At 67.5% G+C, this 21,103-nt stretch carries 13 protein-coding genes; 8 read left to right on the forward strand and 5 right to left on the reverse strand.

Annotated features, from left to right (window positions below; translation table 11 throughout):
• Positions 1-199: 199 nt before the first annotated feature.
• From ACFP2T_RS42790 to ACFP2T_RS42815, 6 genes are all read left to right on the forward strand, one after another.
• Complete coding sequence (locus ACFP2T_RS42790) at positions 200-1,495, forward strand: enolase C-terminal domain-like protein (protein WP_377432729.1); 1,296 nt, start codon at positions 200-202, stop codon at positions 1,493-1,495.
• Positions 1,492-2,376 carry an NAD-dependent epimerase/dehydratase family protein gene (locus ACFP2T_RS42795; RefSeq protein WP_377432730.1) on the forward strand — a complete coding sequence of 295 codons (885 nt, stop codon included), beginning with the start codon at positions 1,492-1,494 and terminating at the stop codon, positions 2,374-2,376. The genes ACFP2T_RS42790 and ACFP2T_RS42795 overlap by 4 nt, the downstream gene beginning before the upstream one ends.
• Complete coding sequence (gene dgoD / locus ACFP2T_RS42800) at positions 2,373-3,518, forward strand: galactonate dehydratase (RefSeq protein ID WP_377432732.1); 1,146 nt, start codon at positions 2,373-2,375, stop codon at positions 3,516-3,518. The genes ACFP2T_RS42795 and dgoD overlap by 4 nt, the downstream gene beginning before the upstream one ends.
• A gap of 384 nt (positions 3,519-3,902) precedes the next feature.
• Positions 3,903-5,174: an ABC transporter substrate-binding protein gene (locus tag ACFP2T_RS42805; RefSeq protein ID WP_377432733.1), complete on the forward strand. Its 1,272-nt coding sequence runs from the start codon at positions 3,903-3,905 to the stop codon at positions 5,172-5,174.
• A gap of 7 nt (positions 5,175-5,181) precedes the next feature.
• Positions 5,182-6,153 (forward strand): carbohydrate ABC transporter permease, encoded by a 972-nt coding sequence (locus tag ACFP2T_RS42810; RefSeq protein WP_377432734.1) that lies wholly within the window; start codon positions 5,182-5,184, stop codon positions 6,151-6,153.
• Positions 6,150-6,998 carry a carbohydrate ABC transporter permease gene (locus ACFP2T_RS42815; RefSeq protein WP_377432735.1) on the forward strand — a complete coding sequence of 283 codons (849 nt, stop codon included), beginning with the start codon at positions 6,150-6,152 and terminating at the stop codon, positions 6,996-6,998. The genes ACFP2T_RS42810 and ACFP2T_RS42815 overlap by 4 nt, the downstream gene beginning before the upstream one ends.
• Positions 6,999-7,004: 6 nt before the next feature.
• Here ACFP2T_RS42815 and ACFP2T_RS42820 read toward each other — a convergent pair whose 3' ends face one another.
• Entirely contained in the window at positions 7,005-8,078 is a 1,074-nt protein-coding gene (locus ACFP2T_RS42820) for a LacI family DNA-binding transcriptional regulator (RefSeq protein ID WP_377432736.1), read from the reverse strand.
• 70 nt (positions 8,079-8,148) lie between these two features.
• The gene (locus tag ACFP2T_RS42825) at positions 8,149-9,156 is read right to left on the reverse strand and encodes a hydroxyacid dehydrogenase (RefSeq protein WP_377432737.1); all 1,008 of its coding nucleotides are present in this window, start codon (positions 9,154-9,156) and stop codon (positions 8,149-8,151) included.
• Between the two features lie 445 nt (positions 9,157-9,601).
• Between ACFP2T_RS42825 and ACFP2T_RS42830 the strand changes: the two genes are divergently transcribed.
• Complete coding sequence (locus ACFP2T_RS42830) at positions 9,602-10,765, forward strand: alginate lyase family protein (protein ID WP_377432739.1); 1,164 nt, start codon at positions 9,602-9,604, stop codon at positions 10,763-10,765.
• Between the two features lie 525 nt (positions 10,766-11,290).
• On the opposite strand, the gene ACFP2T_RS42835 is transcribed toward ACFP2T_RS42830, so the two are convergent.
• Positions 11,291-12,865 (reverse strand): glycoside hydrolase family 43 protein, encoded by a 1,575-nt coding sequence (locus ACFP2T_RS42835; RefSeq protein ID WP_377432740.1) that lies wholly within the window; start codon positions 12,863-12,865, stop codon positions 11,291-11,293.
• Positions 12,866-13,136: 271 nt separating this feature from the next.
• Positions 13,137-15,836 carry a discoidin domain-containing protein gene (locus ACFP2T_RS42840; RefSeq protein WP_377432742.1) on the reverse strand — a complete coding sequence of 900 codons (2,700 nt, stop codon included), beginning with the start codon at positions 15,834-15,836 and terminating at the stop codon, positions 13,137-13,139.
• Positions 15,837-16,926: 1,090 nt separating this feature from the next.
• Between ACFP2T_RS42840 and ACFP2T_RS42845 the strand changes: the two genes are divergently transcribed.
• The gene (locus ACFP2T_RS42845; RefSeq protein WP_377432744.1) at positions 16,927-19,890 is read left to right on the forward strand and encodes a glycoside hydrolase family 2 TIM barrel-domain containing protein; all 2,964 of its coding nucleotides are present in this window, start codon (positions 16,927-16,929) and stop codon (positions 19,888-19,890) included.
• Positions 19,891-19,897: 7 nt separating this feature from the next.
• On the opposite strand, the gene ACFP2T_RS42850 is transcribed toward ACFP2T_RS42845, so the two are convergent.
• Positions 19,898-20,944 carry a LacI family DNA-binding transcriptional regulator gene (locus tag ACFP2T_RS42850; RefSeq protein WP_377432745.1) on the reverse strand — a complete coding sequence of 349 codons (1,047 nt, stop codon included), beginning with the start codon at positions 20,942-20,944 and terminating at the stop codon, positions 19,898-19,900.
• Positions 20,945-21,103 lie beyond the last annotated feature (159 nt).

A 21,103-nucleotide genomic window follows, 5' to 3' on the forward strand; every position in this document is an offset into this window, starting at 1 on the left:
CGCGACGGGAAACTGGGCCATATGCCTCACAAGCTCCACCCATCCAGAGACCGTTTTCTGTGCCGTGGCAGTCCGTCGCAACGCAATGGCTCATGCGCTCCATTAGGTTTCCTGCCTCCTCGGCGCACCTTGATCCAGCATTGCGACCCGTCTACGGTAGATACCGGTATCTACGCTGTCTGCCGCACGAGGAGGCCCCGTGACGTCACGCGATCCGCACCGGCTGCTGAACGCCTCGGGCGCTCTGCCGCAGGCACATCCGCCGTGGGGGCCCACGGACGGATTGCGCATCACAGGCGTGCGGGCGATCGTCACCGCCCCGGAGGGCATCCCGCTCGTGGTGGTACGCGTCGACACCTCGGACGACGGCCTCTACGGGCTGGGCTGTGCCACCTTCACCCAGCGGTACGAGGCGGTGGTCGCCACGGTGCAGGGATACGTCGCGCCACTGGTGCTCGGTCGCCATCCCGCAGACATCGAGGACATCACCCGGCTGGTGCACTACTCGTCATACTGGCGCAACGGGCCGGTGCTCAACAACGCGCTGTCCGGCATCGACCAGGCGCTGTGGGACATCGCCGGCAAGCGCGCCGGCCTGCCGGTCTACGAGCTGCTTGGCGGTCGCTGCCGTGCCGCGGTCGAGGTGTACACGCACGCGGCCGCCGCGACGGTCGAGCAGACCCTTGACCAGGCCGAGGCGCTGATCGCGGACGGCTACCGCAACGTCCGGTTGCAGGTCGGCGGCCCGGGCCTGGGCACGTACGGCGCGCCCGGCTGGGCTGGCGGGTATCCGCGCTCGCCATATCCGGACGGCTGGGACGCCGAGCGGTACCTGCGCAGCACCCCAGGCCTGTTCGCGGCGGCCCGGGAGCGGCTCGGCGACGAGGTCAACCTGATGCACGATGTGCACAGCCGGCTGACGCCGAAGCAGGCGGTGGTGCTGGCCCGTTCCCTGGAGCCGTACGGGCTGTCGTTCCTGGAGGACGTGGTCGCGCCGGAGCATTACGACCGGCTGCCCGAGGTGCGGGCCGCGGCGCCGGTGCCGATCGCGGTGGGGGAGCAGATCGGCTCGGTGCCCGACGCGGTGCGGCTGGTCCGGGACGGCGGAGTCGACCTGCTGCGCCTGCACACCTCGTCAGTCGGTGGGCTGACCCCGACCCGCAAACTGGTCGCGCTCGCCGAGCTGCTCGGCGTGCGCACCGCGTTCCATTCGCCGGGCGATATCTCCCCGGTTGGAGTGGCCGCCAACCTCGCCGTCGACGTCTCGACCCCGGCCTTCGGCTATCAGGAGTCGCACACCTACAACGGCGCCACTCATGAGGTGTTCGCGGGTACCCCAGTGGTCCGCGACGGCTATCTGGTGCCGTCGGCCGAGCCGGGCTGGGGTGTGGATCTGGACGAGCGGGCGGCCGCCCAGTACCCGCCGACGAAGTTCCTGTTCGATTCCTGGACGGCACAGGTGCGCCGACCGGATGGCGGCCTGGAGGCACCGTGACCGTCGCGACACCACGGCGGGTCCTGGTCACCGGAGCCGCCGGCCTCATCGGCCGTGCCGTGGTCGAGCTGCTGCACTCCCGGGGCGTACCGGCCACCGCCCTGGTGCTCGACGACCCGGGAGACCTGCCGGTCGATCGTGTGGTCATCGGCAACGCCGGCGACAGCGACCTTGTTCGCGGGGCACTGCGAGACGTGGACGCGGTGGCTCACCTGGCCGCGGTGCCCTCACCACACGGCATGCCGGCGATCGACGTGTTCGCCGGCAACAGCCGGGCGACCTTCGCGGTGCTCGAGGAGGCCGGCCGGGCCGGAGTGCCCCGCATGATGATCGCCAGCAGCTACTCGGTTCTCGGCCTGCCGTGGAGCCCACGTCGGCTGCACCCGGACTACTACCCCATCGACGAGCGGACCCCGCTGCAGGTCGAAGACCCGTACGGGCTGTCCAAACAGGCCGACGAGGCCACCGCAACCATGATCAGCCGACGATACGGGGCAACCGTCGTCGCGGTGCGCTTCCCGTTCGTCGGCGACGACCGGCGCCTCGCCGAGCGCCTCACCCGTACCGTCGCTGATCCCGGCTCGGCGGCGATGGACTCCTGGGCCTACCTGCACGTGCGTGACGCCGCCGAGGTGACCTGGCGGGCGCTCACCGAGCCGTTGACGGGGTTCCAGGCGCCGTTCGTCGCCGCGCCAAAGATCCTCGCGCCATACGCGACCGAGGCGCTGATCGCCGCCTACCACCCACACACACCGCTGCGCCGCCGGCTGCCAGGCCGCGAGGTGCCCATCGACCTGCGTACCGGCCAGCGACTGCTGCGTTTCACCGCGCAACATCTCGTCGAGTTGGACACCATCGCACTGCCGGCGAAGACCTCGTGAAGATTGTCAAGGTCGAGACATTCCTGGTGCCGCCGCGCTGGCTGTTCCTGCGAGTGGAAACCGATGACGGCATCGTCGGCTGGGGCGAGCCCATCGTCGAGGGACGAGCCGAATCGGTGGCCGCCGCGGTCACCACACTCGCCGAGCGGCTCGGGGGCGCCGATCCCACAGCGATCGAGGACCACTGGCAGGTACTCGCGAAGGGTGGCTTCTACCGGGGCGGTCCGGTGCTGTCGAGCGCATTGGCCGGCATCGATCAGGCCCTGTGGGACATCAAGGGCAAGGCGCTGGGCGTACCGGTCCACGAACTGCTCGGCGGTCCGGTCCGCCGCAGGGCCCGCGTCTACCGCTGGGTCGGCGGCAATCGCGCCGCCGACCTCGCCGACGACGGGGTGCGCGCCGTCGAAGCCGGCTTCGACGCCGTCAAGTGCAACCCCACTGGCCAGCTCAGACACATCGAAGGGCCAGCGGCGGTACGCGAGATCGTGGACCGCCTCACCGTGCTGCGCGAGTCCGTCGGTCCGGCGGTGGACATCGCCGTGGACTTTCACGGCCGGTTCTCCACCGCGATGGCCCGCCGCGTTCTGCCGCTGCTGGAGCCGCTGATGCCGATGTTCGTCGAGGAGCCCGTCCTGCCGGAATTCTCCCGTGACCTCGCCCGCGTCACGGCGGCCACCTCGATCCCGATCGCGACCGGGGAACGCCTCTACTCCCGCTGGGACTTCCGCGACGTGCTGCCCACCGGCATCGCGGTCGCCCAGCCAGACCTGTCTCACGCCGGTGGCATCTCCGAGGTGCGCCGGATCGCCGCGATGGCCGAGGCGTACGACGTTGCGCTGGCCCCGCACTGCCCGCTCGGTCCGATCGCCCTGGCCGCGAGCCTGCAGATCGCCTTCGCCGTTCCCAACTTCCTCATCCAGGAACAGAGCCTGGATATCCATCAGAGCCACGGCAACCAGCTGCTCGACCACCTCGTCGACCCGGCGGTGTTCCGTTTCGCCGACGGGCACGTCGAGCGGCCCACCGGGCCCGGGCTCGGAATCGAGATCGACGAGACGGCGGTCCGCCGGGCCGCCAGGACCGGACACCGGTGGCGCAACTCGGTGTGGCGCCATGTCGATGGATCGTTTGCCGAGTGGTAGTCACCGCTAGTGCCACGAGGATTCTCGATAGAAACCGTTATCTAGTCGTAGCTGGCATGGACCACATCGGACGACAGCTGGCTGAGGGTGACGAACGTGCCGGCGCGAGCGGCAAAGCGTGGTCGCTACATGCATCGTGTACAGCATGGACGCTACGCGGGTCGGGTATGGGCATGTCGGGAGCGTGTAACGCCGTGGCAACGAACTCTTGACGCGTCAGCTACGCCAGCATAAGTTTCGTAGAAACCGGTCCCTATGACCGAGGTCACTGAATGTCGAGCACATGGCGGTGCGGTGGCCGTCCCGATGCGAGGAGGAGCACGGATGCGCGGCACGAGCAGACGTTGGCTGACAGGTGCACTGGCCCTTTGTCTGGCGACAGCCATGGCGGCATGCGGTGACGGGGACGAAGGTGCGTCGTCCGGTCCGGTCGAGGTCGAGTACTGGGCTTGGGCGCCGCAGGAGACCGTCGAGCCGGTCGTCAACAAGTTCAACGAGTCCCACACCGACATCAAGATCAAATATGTCAAGCAGGCCGACAACGCGACCGCCTACACCGGCCTGCGCAACGCGATCGCCGCCGGTCAGGGCGTGCCCTGTCTGGTGCAGGGTGCCGCCAACGCCGAAATCCCGTCGCTGCTGGGGGAGGGCCTGGTCACCGACATCACCGAGTATGTGAAGCCGTATGTCGACAAGGGCCTGTTCACGGCGGCGGCGCCCAAGAGCGCGCAGGTGCAGGGCAAGTACTACGGCATCCCCGGTGGTGCCACTCCCACCTTCATGATGGTCAACCGGAAGGTGTACGACCAGCACGGCGTCGCCGTACCGAAGACCTGGGACGAGGTCATCACCGCGGGCAAGGCACTCAAGCCGCACGGCGTGCAGGTGATGAACCTGGCCGGTGAGGACCCGAGCACGCTGGTCAACCTGGTGGTCCAAGCCGGCGGAACCTGGTACACGATCGACGGGGACGCGTGGAAGGTCGACTTCCTGACGCCGGAGTCGCTGAAGTCCGCAGACGTTCTCCAGCAGTTGGTCGACAACGGGCTTGTCGCCAACCAGACGTACCAGGACCGGCCGGCGCTGATCGCCTACTTCGACGAGGGAAAGATGGTCTCGCTGCCCACCTCGACCTGGCAGCTGCGCAACTACGAGCTCAACTACAAGAAGTCGATCGGGAACTGGCAGCCGGTGGACCTGCCGCAGTTCGCCGACGCTCCGCAGTTCGCCACTCCCAACCACGGCATGGCGATGCCCGTGCCGAAGGGATGCCGGCATCTGAAGGAGGCGACGGACGTCGGCGTGTGGATGGCCACTCACAAGGACGCGATCGACGCCACCTTCGACAAGGCGACCGGCGCGTACGCGTTCCCCGGCTCGGTTCCCGACCCGTCGCCGTGGGTGGAGTCGGTTGTCCCGCAGAAGCTGTTCGGCGACAAGCGGGCAGAGGCCGCGCCGGTCATCCTGAAGGCGGTCCGGGCGGGCGTGGACAACTGGCAGGTAGGCCCGAACTACACCGGCGTGTTCACCGAGCTGCAGGACCAGTGGGCGCAGGCGGTCACCAAGCGAATCACCTTCCGACAGCTGCTGGAGAACATGCAGAGATACACCGTTGACGACCTGAAAGCCAAGGGAATCAGCGTCGTGGGGAGCTGAGGCACGGATGTCGGTGGACCAGAAGCTCGTTCCGCCGCCGGTCACCGGACCGGCGGCGGGGCAGGCCGGGGCGACCCGCCCACCCCGGCTGCGCTGGCGCAGGACGATGGCGCTCAAGGGGGCGTCGTTCACCCTGCCCTTCTTCGTCGGCTTCGTCGTCTTCACCGTCGTGCCCTTGGTCATGGCGCTGCGCGAGAGCCTCTACACGAGCCAGAGCGGCGGCCTTGGCTTCGGCGAGAAGACGGTGTCGTTCAGCGGCTTGAACAACTTCAGCCGAGGGCTGGGCGACGGCCGGTTCTGGGGCGGCATGTGGCAGGTGGGAGTGTTCGCGCTCATCGTCATCCCGATGATCCAGGCGGCCAGCCTCGCGATGGCCCTGCTGCTCGACGTGGTCAAGCGTCGGCTCGCCGGCCGCTTCCGGGTGGCGCTGCTGATCCCGTACATGATCCCCAACATCGTGGCCACGCTCATCTGGATATACCTCTACAGCCCCGCCGTGGGGCCGCTGACGCCCCTGTTCGCGTTTTTCGGGCTGGACGCGAACTTCTACAGCGGCGAGCTGATCTGGGTGTCCATCGGCAACCTGATGGCCTGGAACGGCATCGGGTTCAGCATGCTGATCGTGTACGGGGCGCTGCAGTCCGTACCCCGGGAGATCTTCGACAGCGCGCGCGTCGACGGCGCGTCCGAATGGCGCATCGCCTGGTCCATCAAAGTGCCCTACGTACGCGGCTCGCTCGTGCTCGTCTCGGTCCTGGGCATCATCGGCACGCTGCAGATCTTCAGCGATCCGCTGCTGTTCCGGTCGATGACGCCGGAGACCGTCAACAAGGACTTCACGCCGATCATGATGATCTTCAACCAGGCGTTCGCGGTCGGCGACTTCCATTACGCCGCCGCGCTGTCGGTCATCCTGGCGGTGGTCGTCGGGCTCGTCTCCGCGATCTTCTACAAGCTGACGAACAGGGCACCGCTATGACGACGAGACAATCGACAGGATCCCGGCTGCTGGTGATCGCCGGGCTGGTGATGTTCGCGTTCTACTCCCTGGCCCCGGTCTGGTTCCTGCTGGTGTCCGCGACCAAGAGCCAGGACGACCTGTACAGCACGAACGGGTTGTGGTTCGCCGAGCTCAACCTCGTCGACAACGTACGGACGTTGTTCACCTACAACGATGGCATCTTCCTGCGCTGGATGGCCAACACGCTGTTCTACGGTATCGCCGGCACCGTCGGTCAGACCTTGATCTGCGTGGCGTGCGGTTACGGCCTGGCGATGTACCAGTTCCGCGGCCGAGGGTTGCTGATGGCCTGTGTCATCGGCTCGTTCCTGGTGCCCGGAGCGCTGCTGACCATCCCGTCGTTCCTGCTCTACACCGACCTGCGGATCGTCGATACCCCGTGGGCGATCATCGTGCCCGGCTTCTTCAGCGCGTTCTCGGTCTACCTCGCCAAGGTCTACGCCGAGGGCGCCATACCCAAGGAGCTGATCGAGGCGGCCCGGATCGACGGGGCGGGGGAGTACCGGATCTTCTTCCAGATCGGTGTGCGGCTCATGACGACCGGTGCCGCGACGGTGTTCCTGCTCGGCTTCGTCGGGGCCTGGAACTCGTTCTTCGGGCCGCTGGTCTTCCTGCGCAGCGAGGAGAACTGGACGGTGATGCTGGGCCTGTACTCCTGGCTGAACGTGAAGATGGACTCCTCGGTCGACCTGACCAGCCTGGTCATCGTCGGCTCGATCATCTCGCTGGTGCCGATGGTCGTGCTCATGCTGGCAATGCAGCGGTACTGGCGCTCGGGCGTCACCTTGGGCAGCCTCAAGTAGGTGCCGCTACACCCTGGTGGACCGACCCGGGGACGGTGCGGAGTCCCGGACCACGACATGGGTGCCGAGCATCAGGTGTTGGGCGCCAGTGTGCTGGTCGCGACTGAGCGCGAGGCGCACCGCTGCGCGCCCGAGCTCCTCCTGCGGCACGTGCACGGTTGTCAGCGCCGGATACAGATCGCCGGCCAAGGGGATGTCGTCATAACCGGCCAGCGCCATGTCGTCCGGCACCCGGACGCCGGCCTCGTGCAGCGCCCGCAGCGCTCCCGCGGCCACCACGTCGGTCGCGGCGAGGATCGCGGTCGCGCCGTGGCCCGTGGCCAGTAGCTGCCGAGTGCGTTGGTAGCCGTACGACCGGCTGAACTCGCCGGGCAGGACAAGCGACGGGTCGTGGTCGACCCCGTGCACCTCATGGGCGCGGCGGAACCCGCGCAGTCGCTGGCTGCTGGTAAGTAGGCCCGGCACCGCGCCGAGGTAGACGATGCGCCGGTGGCCCGCCGCCAGCAGGTGGCTGGTGATGGCGTACGCGCCACCCTCGTTGTCGTACTCGACGGCGGTGGCGGGGGCGTCCTCGGCCAGCGGTGGCCGGCCCACCAGCACCAGCCGGGAGCCGGAACGGTGCAGCGCCCGCGCGTAGTGGATCATGCGCTGCTCGTACTCGTCGTTCTCCCAGGCGCCGCCGACGACGACCACCGCGTCGGCGTTCTGCTCCCGCATGAGTTCGACGAACAGGAAGATGCTCTGCGCGTCGCCCTCGGTGGTGCACAGGATGCACAGCCGCCCCTCGGCCTTGGCCTGCTGCTCGCAACCGCGGGCGATGTGGGCGTAGAAGGCGCCGGTGACGTCGTCGACGAGGAACGCGACGGTCTTGGTCGAGGCTCCGGACAGGGCGCGGGCCTGGGCGTTGACGACGTAGTCCAGCTCGCGCATGGCGCGCTGGACCTTGGCCCTGGTCGCCGACGCCACCGGGTAGTTGCCGATCAGGACCCGGGACACGGTGGCGGGTGACACGCCGGCCCGTGCCGCGACGTCCCTGATCGTGGAGCGGTTGCCGTTGTCAGGGGTCAGTTTCTTGGCCAACGAAGACCTTCCTCCAACCCGGTGGGTGGGCTGCCCGTACAGGATAGTTCGCGCCCGTCATGTCGAACCATCAGGCAATCCGGACGATCTCGTGCTGGTGCACCTGGTATGCCAGCGTGCGGCCGGCCAACAGCCGTTCGACCTCGTCCACGGCGCTGCGGCCCATCCGCTCCACCTCGTTGCCGTGCGAGCCGGCCACATGCGGGGTGAGGAAGACGTTCGGCAGGTCGAACAGGGGCGACCCGGCCGGCAGCGGCTCAGGGTCGGTCACGTCGAGGACGGCGCTGAGGCGGCCGCTGGACGCCTCAGCGGTCAGGGCGGGGGTGTCGACGAGGTCACCTCGGGCCGTGTTGATCAGGACGGCGCCGTCGGGCATCAGCGCGAGCTGCGCCGCGCCGAGCATGTGCCGGGTCTGCGGGTTGGACGGGGCGTGGAGGCTGACGATGTCGCAGGTCCGCAACACCTCCTCCAGGCTCATCAGATGCGCGCCCAGCGCCGCCGCGTCGGTCGAATCGACGTACGGGTCGGCCAGGTGTACGTCGAGATCGAAGTGACGCAGCAGGCCGATCACCCGCCGGCCGATCCGGGACGCGCCCACAATGCCGACCCGACGGCGGAAGTTACCGACCCCGGGCACGATGGAGCCCAGCACGAATCCCCGGTCGCCGCGATAGCGCTCGCGCACTGCGAACACACCCTTGCCGGCGAACAGGATCGCGGCCAGCGTGTACTCGGCAACCGGCACGGCATTGACCGCCGCGGCGGAGGAGACCACCAGCCCGCGATCCCAGCAGGCCGCCGTGACGTGCGACTTCACCGTGCCGGCGGCGTGCACCACCGCCCGCAGCCGTGGTGCCGCGGCCAGCACGGCCTGGTCCAGCGGCGGGCATCCCCAGCCGGTGATCAGGATCTCGACGGAGGCGAGCGCCTCGAGCACGCGAGAGTTGTCGAACCGCTCGGCGACGATGTCCGGATCGACGCTCACCAGCCGCCGCAGCCGACCCATCACCTCCGGCGGGAAGAACTCGGGCAGGTGCCGGGAGCGCATCGCGAAAAGAGCCGCCGGGCGGTCGGCCACGGTTGTGCTCCTTCCCGGCGCAGCTGTCCAGTTTCGGGACCAATAGTAACCGCTCTCTACGCTAGAGAACAGTGTGCCTCTGGTCAACTGCGCCATGATGACGTGGGGACACGCAGCATCTGTGTTTCTTTGTTGTTTCTTCCTCGTGACATCTTGACCGCTCGATGCCTCAACTTTACTCTCCTGATAGAGACCGGTCTCTAACCCGCGGCCTCCACCCCACAGGCCAGCCCCCAAGAGAGAGCACCGATCGGCCGCGGCGCCGCTGCGGCCGTCCCGGCGCAGACCACGGATCAGTCCCAGAATCGGCACCCGGGTTGGGGCACATCGCGGCCCTGCCGGTGCCACCGAGGCGCAGGTCGCGCCGATCTGTCGTCGCGCCCCAACGACTGAAGGAGGAAAGGGCATGCCTCCGAATACGCCCAGCCGCCGCACGCTTCTGAAGATGGCCGGTGTCGGCCTCGGGGCCGCCGCCGTGTCGAGCACGAGCATCGCGCTGGCACCGTCGGCGTCCGCAGCCACGCACCCCGGGATGCTGCACACGCAGGCCGACTTCGACCGGATGCGGGATCGGGTGAACGCCGGCACGCAGCCGTGGAGGGCGGGTTGGGACCGGCTGGTCGCCAACTCGCATTCACAGAGCACCTGGACGCCGCGCCCCACCGCGACGATCATCCGGGGCGGCGACGGGCAGAACTATCCGCAGCTCTACAACGACATCCACGCCGCCTACCAGAACGCGTTGCGCTGGCGGATCAGCGGCAGCACCGCGCACGGCGACAAGGCCCGCGACATTCTCAACGGCTGGTCCGGGACGTTCCGGACGCTGACCGGCAACGCGGACCGGTTCCTGGCCGCCGGGATCTACGGCTACCAGTTCGCCAACGCAGCGGAGATCATGCGCGGGTACAGCGGGTTCGACCTGAACCGGTTCAAAACGATGATGCTGAACATCTTCTACCCGATGAACAACAGCTTCCTGACCAACCACAACGACGCCTGCATCACCAACTACTGGGCCAACTGGGACCTGTGCAACATGAACTCCATCTTGGCCATCGGCATACTCTGTGACGATCAGGCGAAGATCGACCAGGCGATCAACTACTTCAAGACTGGCGCCGGCAACGGCTCGATCCTGCACGCCATACCGTTCCTGCACTCGGGCGGCCTGGCCCAGTGGCAGGAGAGCGGCCGCGACCAGGGCCACACCATGATGGGTGTCGGCCTGATGGGCACGTTCTGCGAGATGGCTTGGAACCAGGGCCAGGACCTGTACGGCTACAGCGGTAACCGGTTCATGCAGGCGTGTGAGTACATCGCCCGGTACAACCTGGGCCAGTCGGTGCCCTTCACGACGTACCGGTGGGGCAGCGGCCAGAACTGCGCCCAGCAGCAGCAAACCGCTGTCTCCTCGGCCAGTCGGGGGCAGGACCGGCCGGTCTGGGCGCTGGTCCACGCGCATTACGCTCAGCGCCGCGGCCTGTCGGTACCCAACATCACCGCGTACATGAACCGGGTACGCCCCGAGGGCGGTGGCGGCGACTACGGTACCACCAGCGGCGGCTTCGACCAGCTCGGCTTCGGCACGCTGACACACACCCGTTAACACCCGTGCGACCGATTCCGGGTGGCTGGCGTCGCACGGCGCGAGCCACCCGGCCCCGGCCCCGGCCCTGGTACCTGTAACTGATCGACAGCCATCGCGTGGGAGCGGGCACATCTCGATGTGGTTACAGTCAGGCACCGCGACGCGTCACTTGGGACACCCGCATAAGGGCACGCACAACCGACACCACAGTCGCGTACCTCTCCCCGCCGACTGCCCTGTACCAGGACTGCGCCGAGGTGGGGGGCCGACGTGTGCGGGCACTACTGCGGCAGAGCCGACGGCTCGGGTGGAACCTTCGACACTCCGTCGTCGCCCGTAACGTCGACGACCGGCATTCTGGACGAATTCGTCGCGGCCTGCTGCACGCTGCCTAAGTTCTGCCACGGCCTTTGCGCGGCGCCGAACGGCCGTGCGCCGCTGGTTCACTGAGGTGTCCCGGCCTCGGTCGAGGACGTGCCGCACTGCCATTCGGTGCCCGTGCTCACTGGCTCGTCCACGCACGATCGCCCCGGTCAACTGCGGCTAATCAGCTCCATGATCACGCTGGTCCCTGTCGGTCTCGGCGTGCACGGAAAAGCCGGCGAAGTCGGCAAGCAAACACCTTCGGGCGAGGTCTTGGGCGCAAACTCCGACCATGGTTCCGGTGAACCGCAGCGGCGGCCCGATCTCGTCGGACAGTGCGTCGAGGTCCAGGTCAGGACCGATCTGTTCCCAGCGGCCGTCCGGCTGGGCGACGGAGAAGGTGAGGTGAAGCCGATTGACGTCGGCGCGGAGCCGAACTGGCCCGCGGCCGGTGGGCCGTCGACCGCGTTCGCGGGTCTGACCGGGCACCTTGCTGACCACCTCGACCACTCGGCCCCAGCGCTCGTCATGAGTGACCGCGAGGTAGTGGTAGCCAGTGGTGTTGTAGTAGAGGACGAGGCCGGCCGACTGAGTGAAGTGTTCGGGGTCGACGTCGACCGTAACCTCGATGGAGCATCGCAGGCTGGATAGGCGGCGGGCCAGCAGCGACTGGTGGAACAGTGAGTCCAGGCTTTCCCGGCCGCGTAGCCGCAGCCAGCCAGGCCGGACGCCCAGGTCAGCCCAGCTAGGATCGGTGGGCACGCGCAGGCTCATCCACTCCGGTCCGTCGAACGGCGGGAGGTCCGGGGCCGGCTCGGGCAGGACCGTTTCAATTTCGCGTATCTGTTCAGCGGGGTGGTGGCCGCCGTCGACCAGCCGGAGCCAGCCGTCGCCGTCCCAGTGCACCGGCTGCAGGAAGGTCTCCCGGCCGAGCGGACAACGCAGCCCCTGGCGACCCATGGCGGGCCGGGCTCCGAGATGGACGATGAAGTGCTCCCCGTCGGGCGTGGTGAGCAGCTGGCCGTGACCGGCCTTCTGGATCGCACTGCAGGGGTCGTCGCGCGACGTGAGCAGCGGCCGTGGATCGATCTCGTACGGTCCACGCAGAGCCGTGGAGCGGGCCAGGCGGATGCCGTGGTTGTAGCCGGTCCCGCCCTCCGCAAGCATCATGTAGTACCAGCCGTCCCGTTCGAACAGGTGCGAGCCCTCCATCAGCTCGTCACTGCGAAAGATGATCGCAGGTTCGCCTACGAGTTCGTGGCGGCGGTGGTCGTACTCCTGCAGCAACACACCGCCGAAGGAAAAGCGATCGCCGCGATGGTCCCAGTTCACGTTTACCAGATACTTGCGTCCGTCTTCGCCATGGAAGAGAGAGGGGTCGAAGCCGGAGGAGTTGAGGTAGATCGGGTCACTCCACGGTCCGCCCGGGTCAGCCGCGGTCACCAGGTAGTTGTCGAGATCCTTGTGTGGCCCGGACATGGTCCGCACGATCGTGAACACCACCCAGTAGAGCCCGTCGTGATGGCTCAGGGCCGGGGCCCAGATGCCGCCGGAGTCGGGAATGCCACGCAGGTCGAGGTGGTCCGGTCGACAGAGTACGGAGCCGATGGGCCGCCAGGTCCGCAGATCGGTAGAGGCGTGCAGGCTGATGCCGGGAAACCACTCGAAGGTGCTGGTGGCGATCAGGTAGCGGGTGCCGACGCGAATGGCGGAGGGATCGGGGTGAAACCCGGGAAGGATCGGGTTCGTGATCATTGTGGGACTCCCGATAGGTCGGACGACTACCTGGCGGTCACGCGAGAGCACAGCGGCCCACGCGGAGCGTCTCACTGACCAGGCTGTGTCGATGGTGTGTAGCCGGTTGGCCGCATCGTGGACGCTGATCCACTTGGACTATCAACCACTCGGAACAGCCGCTCATCTACCGGGTTCCTAGGTCGAGTAGCCGAGAGGCGGAGCGTCTCCCGGCTACTCGACCTGTCGCAGGTTGGGCATCAGTGCGATGCCGTGACCGCTGCCGGTCCGATCAGCCAGCCGGCGTGATCTGGATTCGTTTTCCGTCGATGCGCAGCTCGCTGAAGGACGAGATACCTGGATAGGCGGGGTCGGTAGGTATCCCGGGACGATCGACTTGCACCTTGAGCAGGCGGAAGTTTCGTCCGCGAACCTCCTCGCGGACGGGGATGGTTTCCATGGCGAAGCCGGCTTCGGTGGTGTTGGTGGTCTCGCGGGAGCTGAGCAGGGTCCAGGTCTGGCCGTCGTCGGAGCCGTAGATGTTGGCACCCTCGGACCGGTTGGCGAAGTTCCACCGTGCCTGCAGGCCGAAGGCGTCTGCTTGCACGCGGAAACCCTCGCCGAAGTCGAGCACGAACGGTGCACGCAGGTCGCCTGAGGTCGAGTTGAAGTCCTCATCGGCCATGTTGTCGATCGCGTAGCTGGCCAACGTCGGAGAGGAGACAAGCCCGCGGTAGTCGAGTGTCCTGTCCGGCAGCTGGGGGTTCAACGGTTGGAGTTGAGCGACCGCCTCCTGCAGCGCGACGATCCTCGAGGCGAATGTGCTGTCGTCCGCGGTGGTGGCGGCCTGCTCCGCGGCAGCGCGCTGGGCGGACAGTGCCTCCAGCGTGGCCGAGACGTATGCCTGGTCCGGACGGTACCCGCCAATGGCGGCGACGATAGCGTCCGACCGGGTGGCGACGACCTTCACGGTGACCTCGAGGGGGGTGACCACTGTGCCGTCGTCGGCAGACACGAGGAAGGTGTGGATGCCGACATGTCGGGTTGTCGGTGACCAGTCCAACGCGCCTGACGAGGGGCTGAATGTCGCGTCCTGCGGGAGGCTGTCGGTCGTGTAGCCGAGGGGGTCGCCGGCGCTGTCAGTCGCTGCCAAGGACCGGGTCAGGGGTGCGCCGGCCACCGCGATCAGGGTCGCCTGCTGGCCTTGCGGAAACGTCGGCGGGCTCAGTTGGGTCTCGGCCTGCAGGTTGAGGCTGTCGATGTCCACGCTGGTGCGCGCCGGCGCCTGCAGGGTGAAGTAGGCAAGGTTGTCCCCAGCAAGCGTGCCGGGCACCAGGCCGAGGTCCATGTCATATACGACGTAGCGCCAATGTCCACGGGTGTCCGGGATGTTGAGGGTGTGGTACGGCGCGAGCCGCTGATTTTTGCGAATCTGCATTGTGGCCTTGCCGTTGGTGCGCAGCAACAGACCCACCGGGCTGTACCCTCTGCGGTCCTGGTACATCAGGGTGCGGATCGCGATCGTGGTGCCGCGGTCGCCACCGTGCATGCGAACGAAGGCACGGTCCCCCTCCTGCCGCACGTCCCATTGCTGCGCGATCGCGATGCTGCGGTGTTCTGCCTGGACCAGCGCATCGGTCTGGATGGGGCGATCCCGGCCGGCCACCGCTGGCGGCATGGACAACCAGTAGTCGATGTTGTAGTCCGGGTTGCTGTTCCAGAAGTTGTATTCGCCGGTACCCCAGTAAAATACCGGGCCGTCCGCCTGCCGCGCGATCCGCGCGACGTTCGGCGCCCGTCGATCGACATCGACGCCAAGGTCATAGCGATATATCTCGTAGAGTTCGTCGATCGGTGCGAAGACGCGTCCCCGGTAGGCCTCGGAGATGACGCCGGCATGGTTGCTCGTGTCGATCCACGGTACGGTCTTGCCCATCATGTAGGCGTAGAAGGCGTCCGCCCCGGCCAGCAGCCGGTCGTTGGCGAACCGGTAGGGCGAGACTGCCTCGCGCCTTGTGGAGACCGTACCTCTGTGCGGATCAAGCCGGGTCTTCTGGATGGTGAGCAGCCGGGCAATCTCGCTGAGTTTGGCGATGTCGTCCCAGGCGTGCGCCTGGTCCCGTCCCATCTCCTGGTTCTGGATAAAGGTGTAGCCGTACGGGTTTAGCGGATCCTTCGCGTCAATGCGCCGGATGACCGAGGTGAGCGCGCCGTTAGCGTACGTGTCCGGGTTGGAGGCGTTCACCGAGAACCACTCGACGCGTTGGCGGTAGCGGGGCATGTTGTTGGTGAAGATGGCGCCGGCCAGCGCACCCGTGAGCCCGTAGAGGTGCTGGTTCATGAACCGGGAGTTGCTGAACAGGAACGTCGCCGTCATCGGTTCCACCAGGTTGACGGTCAGATTCGTCGCATCCGCGTCCTGCCATGCCGTGTTGTAGCCACTCGCCCCCGGGTTGACGCTGGAGTAGCGCATTAGCTCTGCGGCAGCCAGGATGCGCAGAAGGGGCACCCCGCTGTGGATGTGTGCGTCGGCGTAATATGCGTATTTCGCCGGGTCCATATGGCTCCAGATGCGCAGTAGCCGCATCGTGTTCTCCCGATACACCGGGTTGCCCGTGATCACATAGAGGATCGCCTGGGTGTACGCCCGGAAGGCATCGTCGATCAACTTGCTCTGAACCGCTTGCGAGGCGAAGGCGTCCGCACCCGGCCGGTCTACTTCGCTGCCGAGGTTGGCCGATGTGAAAGTGGTCGACGCGTACTTCGTGGCGACCATCGCCGAGTAGTAGGACGCCCACGGTTCCACGCCCAAAAGGACCTGGCGACGGGCGAGGAGCAGCCGATCGGCGCTGACACCGATGCCGGGATGGACGAACCCGGCGCTGCTGGTCACCCGGTTCAACGTGACCGTGGGGAAGGTGTCATTCGCGACGGCGGCGAACGTCGCCCGGGGGGTGGGTGCGGTCAATAACGTGGCGACGACGATTAGCACGGCGAAGCCGACTGTGAACCTTTTCGCTGCCTTACGGACAGCTCTCTGATGCCTCGGCATGGCCCCTCCTGGGGTGGTGTCAGTGGCAACGGTGGTGGATGCGGTCGCGAGTTCGGCCGCCCGGGACAGGAGGCGGGCAGCGAGCCGACGCGGCTGGGACCGGATGGTGCCTACGGGGCCCGCATCCCGGACGGGGACCGGTGGGTCCCCGCCCGGGATGTGGGAGCTAGCTGATGATTCGAAAGGTGGCGTCCGCCCGGTCCGGGTCGGTGCTGATTGAATCCAGTCGCCGCAGATAGTCGTGGTGGCGGCGGTACCGGCGGCCGGTCGAGCCCGGTGGAAGGGTCGGCGGGTCGGCCTGTATACGAAGCATGTCCAAGTGGGTAGCGGCCAATGCCGGCAGCGCCTGCGTCAGACTTGACAAGACGGCCACGCCGGCACCAACGCCGGCGGCCTTGAGCACGGTACATCGACTGGTTCCCTTCGGAGGCATGACCGATCTCCTGGTTGCTGAGACTCCGGCCAGGGCGTTGCTCAAGGCTCTGCCGAGGAAGTCGAGGGGACGGGTTGGCGGGGTTGGTACCTCATGGTGATAGAAACCGCTCTCTACGCAAGGTAGGCTTTGTGAACATTCTCGTCAATAGCTGGTTGCTCAGCGGTCCCTCGGCCCACTGGTCCCAGTGCGATACGGGCTGGGATGCGTAGCTGGCCCCGGCGGCTGGGCAGTAGAGACCGTTACCACAAGCCCCTCCTACTCGATCCCACAGACCGACGTGTCGGGCGCGGTCCGGTTGGACGCAGGCGTGGTCGTCGTTCCGGTCCTACAACCTTCCGGGCCGGTACCCGCGGCACTCCGGCTGGCTGCCGCGCATCAACCCCTGTTCAGCCGGCATTCCAGGCCGGGACGGGGAACAGTGGCGCGCTCGTCGCGCTCTCGGGGACCGGTGGATTTCGGCCGGCGGTCTCCACTTTGGAGGTGCTGTCGGCCCGCGACTGCGCGGCACACCGGCTAGTCTTGTCGATCGATAACATCGGGCACGTGTGAAGGGACGCCATGGACGCCACACGGACCGGTCCCGCTCATCGGGACGTGGCCATCGTCGAACGGTTGCACTCGTTCTCGCCGGGAGCGGGCCGGGTCGCCCCGCGCGCCACGGCGAGCGGCAGTGCGGAGACGATCACGCTGAACGGCAGGTGGCGCTTCCGGCTCGTGCCCACGCTCGCGGACGTCACGGAAAGGTTCATGGATCCGGAATTCGACGACGGAGCCTGGGACTCGATCGACGTGCCGTCGGCGTGGCAGATGGCGGGCCTGCGGGACGAGGACGGCCGGCTCCTCGAGCGCGGACAGGCCCGCTTCGGCACCCCGGCATACACCAACGTGATCTACCCGTTCGCCATTGATCCGCCGTTCGTTCCGGACGAGAACCCGACCGGCGAGTACCGGCTCGCGTTCGACGTCGAACCTCAGGGCGGCGGGCGGTGGCTCGTCCGGTTCGAGGGCGTCGATTCGATGTTCACCGTGTGGCTCAACGGGGTGGAACTCGGATGGAGCACAGGGAGCCGGCTGCCCAGCGAATTCGACGCCAGTGCGCACCTCCGGGCCGGACGCAACGTCCTGGCGGTCCGCGTGCACCAGTGGTCGGCCGCGAGCTACCTCGAGGACCAGGACATGTGGTGGATCTCTGGGATCTTCCGATCCGTGTCGCTCGTCCACCGTCCCGACGGCGGCATCGACGACCATTTCGTGCACGTGGCATTCGACCACCACGACCGCAGCGGCACCGTCCGCGTTGAGACATCGGCAGCCGCTGTCGTGCGCATCCCCGAGCTCGGCGTCGAGGCCGCCTCCGGCGAAGCCGTCAGGATCGCGGGCGTCGAGCCGTGGACCGCTGAGACACCCCGCCTGTACCGCGCGGAGATCACCAACGAGGCGGAGACCATCCAGATCCAGATCGGTTTCCGCACAGTGACTGTCGAGGACGGCCGGCTCCTGGTGAACGGCCGCCCGATCCGATTGCGAGGCGTCAACCGGCACGAGTGGCATCCCGACACCGGCAGGACGCTGGACATCGCGACCATGCGCCGCGACATCGAGCTGATGAAGCGCCACAACATCAACGCCGTGCGCACCAGCCACTACCCCCCAGACACCAGATTCCTCGATCTGTGTGACGAACTCGGCCTCTGGGTCATCGACGAGTGCGATCTGGAGACGCACGGCTTCGGGCGCGTGAACTGGAAACGCAACCCCAGTGACGACCCACGCTGGCGGGAGGCATTCCTCGACCGTATGCGCCGTATGGTGGAGCGGGACAAAAACCACCCAAGCATCATCCTGTGGTCACTCGGAAACGAGGCCGGCTTCGGTCAGAACCTGAGCGCGACGGCCGCGTGGGCGCACGCTCGCGACCCGGATCGGCTGGTCCACTACGAGGGCGACCACAACGCCTCGGCCGTCGACGTGCACAGCCAGATGTACACCAGCCCGGACGAACTGCGCCGGTACGGAGCCGGCATCGAGGACGTGACCACCGATGCAACGCATGACCGGCACCGGCGGAAGCTGCCGCTCATCCTCTGCGAGTACGCCCATGCGATGGGCAACGGACCGGGCGGCCTGCGCGAGTACGAGGAACTGTTCGACCGCTATCCGCGGCTGGCCGGCGGTTTCGTCTGGGAGTGGATCGACCACGGGATCCGGCAGCTGCGGGACACCGAGCCGCACCGGAGCACCGAGTTCTTCGCATATGGCGGTGACTTCGGTGAGCAACTGCACGACGGCGTCTTCATCATCGACGGCTTGGTGTTTCCGGACCGCACGCCCTCGCCGGGCCTCATCGAGTACGCCGCCGTGATCACGCCCGTCCGCGTGACTATTGGCGAGGACGGCATCCGGGTCGAGAACCGGCACGACTTCATCGACACCGCCGGCTACACGTTCGAGTGGTCGATCGAAGCGGCGGGCTGCGCCGTCTCATCCGGAGTGCTCGACGTGCCACCGGTGCCGGCCCGGTCGGAGGCCGATCTACCACTACCGGCGGAGGTGGACGGCGCGGCAACACCAGACGCCTGGATCACGGTACGCGTGCACACCGCGACCGCCAGCCCCGCCGTCCCCGCAGGACACCAGGTGGGTGCTGCCCAGCGGCGCCTGACTCCCGCCGCCGCTCCCGTGCGAGCGACCCGCCGCCCGGTAGAGCAGCACGGGACGGGCTGGCGTCTCGGCAGTGCCCTCTTCGATCGTGCGGGTGGTCTGCGCTCGATGGGAGGCATCAGCGCCCGCCCTGTCGAGATCGATCTCTGGCGCGCTCCGACTGACAACGATCTCAATCGTGCTCGCGGTCAGGCATCCTGCTGGCGAGAGGCTGGGTTCGACCGCCTACGTCACCGCGTCGAGTCGGTCGAGATGCTCGACGACGAGTTGCTCGTCACCACCGTGACCGCCCCGGCCGGTGGCGATCTTGGGTTCCGGAGCCGCGCCGGCTGGGCTTGGTCGGACAAAGGACTGATACTGGACTTCCGCGCAGAGCCCTTCGGCCAGTTCCGAACAGCGCTGAACGCCGACGCTGCCCGTCTCGCCCGGGCAACTCCGTCGACCATTCCGCGACTGGGGGTCCGCCTCTGGCTCGATCTCCCTTCCGACAGCGAAATCAGGTGGCTGGGGTTGGGCCCGGGCGAGGCGTACCCCGACACCACATCGGGCGCCGTCCACGGCCTGCACACATCGCGGGTCGCGGCGATGCAAACCCCGTACGTGCGCCCGCAGGAGAACGGCAGGCGAGCGGATGTGACCTGGATCGAGATCACGGACGGCGCACGCGCGCTGCACGTTCAGGCCGATCGCCCCCTAGGCGCCACCGTGCGCCCGTGGTCGGCCGAGCAGCTGACCGCCGCCACCCACACTCCGGGCCTCTTGGAGGAGGGCGGCCTCTGGCTACACCTCGATCTCGGGCAGTACGGGATCGGCAGCGCGGCATGCGGACCGGATGCCTTCGAGCCGTATCGCCTGGGGCCACGCGCCTTCGACCTCCGGCTCCGGTTCCGTATGTGAAGGGTCGTCAGGTCGGAGCGCTGTGGCGGGGGTGCGTCCGAACGGGCGCGGCCGAGGCTCGCCGGATGAGGGCCGGCGGCGCCGGCTCGACCAACTCGTTGTCCCGCGCGGGGCCGCCAGCGATGACCTCCAGAAGTCGATCGACGGCGAACCGGCCGGATGCCCTGAAGTCGGCGCGCACCGTCGTCAGCGCGGGGACGGTGTAGGCGGCGAGCCGGATGTCGTCGAATCCCACGACGCTGACCCGGTCGGGAACCCGGATTCCCCGCGAGTTCAGCGCGGCGATCGCACCGACCGCCATCTCGTCGTTCGCCGCGATGATCGCGGTTGCCGCGCCGAGATCGGCCTGGGCGATCCGGTGACCGGATTCGGCCGACCAATCTCCGAACCCTTCGCCGACGACCGCCATCCCCCGTGCGCGGGCGGTCTCCACCGCTGCTTGACGGCGCTTACGGGAGGAGAACCACTGTTCGGGGCCGTTGATGAGGAAGATCTGCCGGTGTCCCAGCTCATAGAGGTGCTCGATGAGGGCGATCGTTCCGGGCTCCAGGTCGGCCTGCGCGCGGGGACCGTCGAAGCCGTCGCCGTTGACCTCGCGTAGCACGGGCGCTGAGAACGGGAACCGGTCGAACAGTTCCGCGAGCTGCGGCGTGGGAGCGAACGCGAGGACGCCGGCCACATAGCTCTGATCGACTGACCCGAGTGTCGCCTCGCTCGCCTCGGCGTCCGTTGCGTCCAGGGGTACGACGTCGAGCACGTATCCGGCCTCTCGCGCCCGTGTGGATGCTGCGACGATGATGTTGCTGGGACCGCTCTCGCCGAGTTCGTGGACGAACAGCAGGATGCGGTTGCCTGTGCTCGTACGGAGCGCCCGGGCAACCGGGTTGGGCCGCCACTCGAGTTCCTCAATCGCGGCCCGCACCTTCTCGCGCGTAGGTGGGCGGATCCCTTGGAATCCCCGAACGTACCTGCCCACGGTTTGAGCGGAAACCCCCGCTCGTGCCGCGACATCGTGGATCGTTGGGGGCCGGGTGCCGGCCGCGCGCAGGCTCATGGTCCCTCGATCGGCAGGATGGGCACGTGCAGGGCCTCGTCGCGAGGCGCCTCGCCGGGCGCGTGGTCGGGATTCGTAAAGTAGAACACGAGTGCATTTTGGCCCAGGGCGACCACGTCACCATGGAAGCGTTCCCGCGTCGCGGGGGTCCGGAAGCCA

The organism is Plantactinospora solaniradicis (assembly GCF_042658085.1).
GTDB lineage: Bacteria > Actinomycetota > Actinomycetes > Mycobacteriales > Micromonosporaceae > Plantactinospora > Plantactinospora solaniradicis.

Coding starts and splice junctions, on each gene's coding strand:
- ACFP2T_RS42850 (WP_377432745.1), bottom strand. CDS start 20,944: ATGAGCCTGCGCGCGGCCGGCACCCGGCCCCCAACGATCCACGATGTC.
- ACFP2T_RS42830 (WP_377432739.1), top strand. CDS start 9,602: ATGGCCGGTGTCGGCCTCGGGGCCGCCGCCGTGTCGAGCACGAGCATC.
- ACFP2T_RS42810 (WP_377432734.1), top strand. CDS start 5,182: ATGTCGGTGGACCAGAAGCTCGTTCCGCCGCCGGTCACCGGACCGGCG.
- ACFP2T_RS42835 (WP_377432740.1), bottom strand. CDS start 12,865: ATGATCACGAACCCGATCCTTCCCGGGTTTCACCCCGATCCCTCCGCC.
- ACFP2T_RS42805 (WP_377432733.1), top strand. CDS start 3,903: ATGGCGGCATGCGGTGACGGGGACGAAGGTGCGTCGTCCGGTCCGGTC.
- ACFP2T_RS42815 (WP_377432735.1), top strand. CDS start 6,150: ATGACGACGAGACAATCGACAGGATCCCGGCTGCTGGTGATCGCCGGG.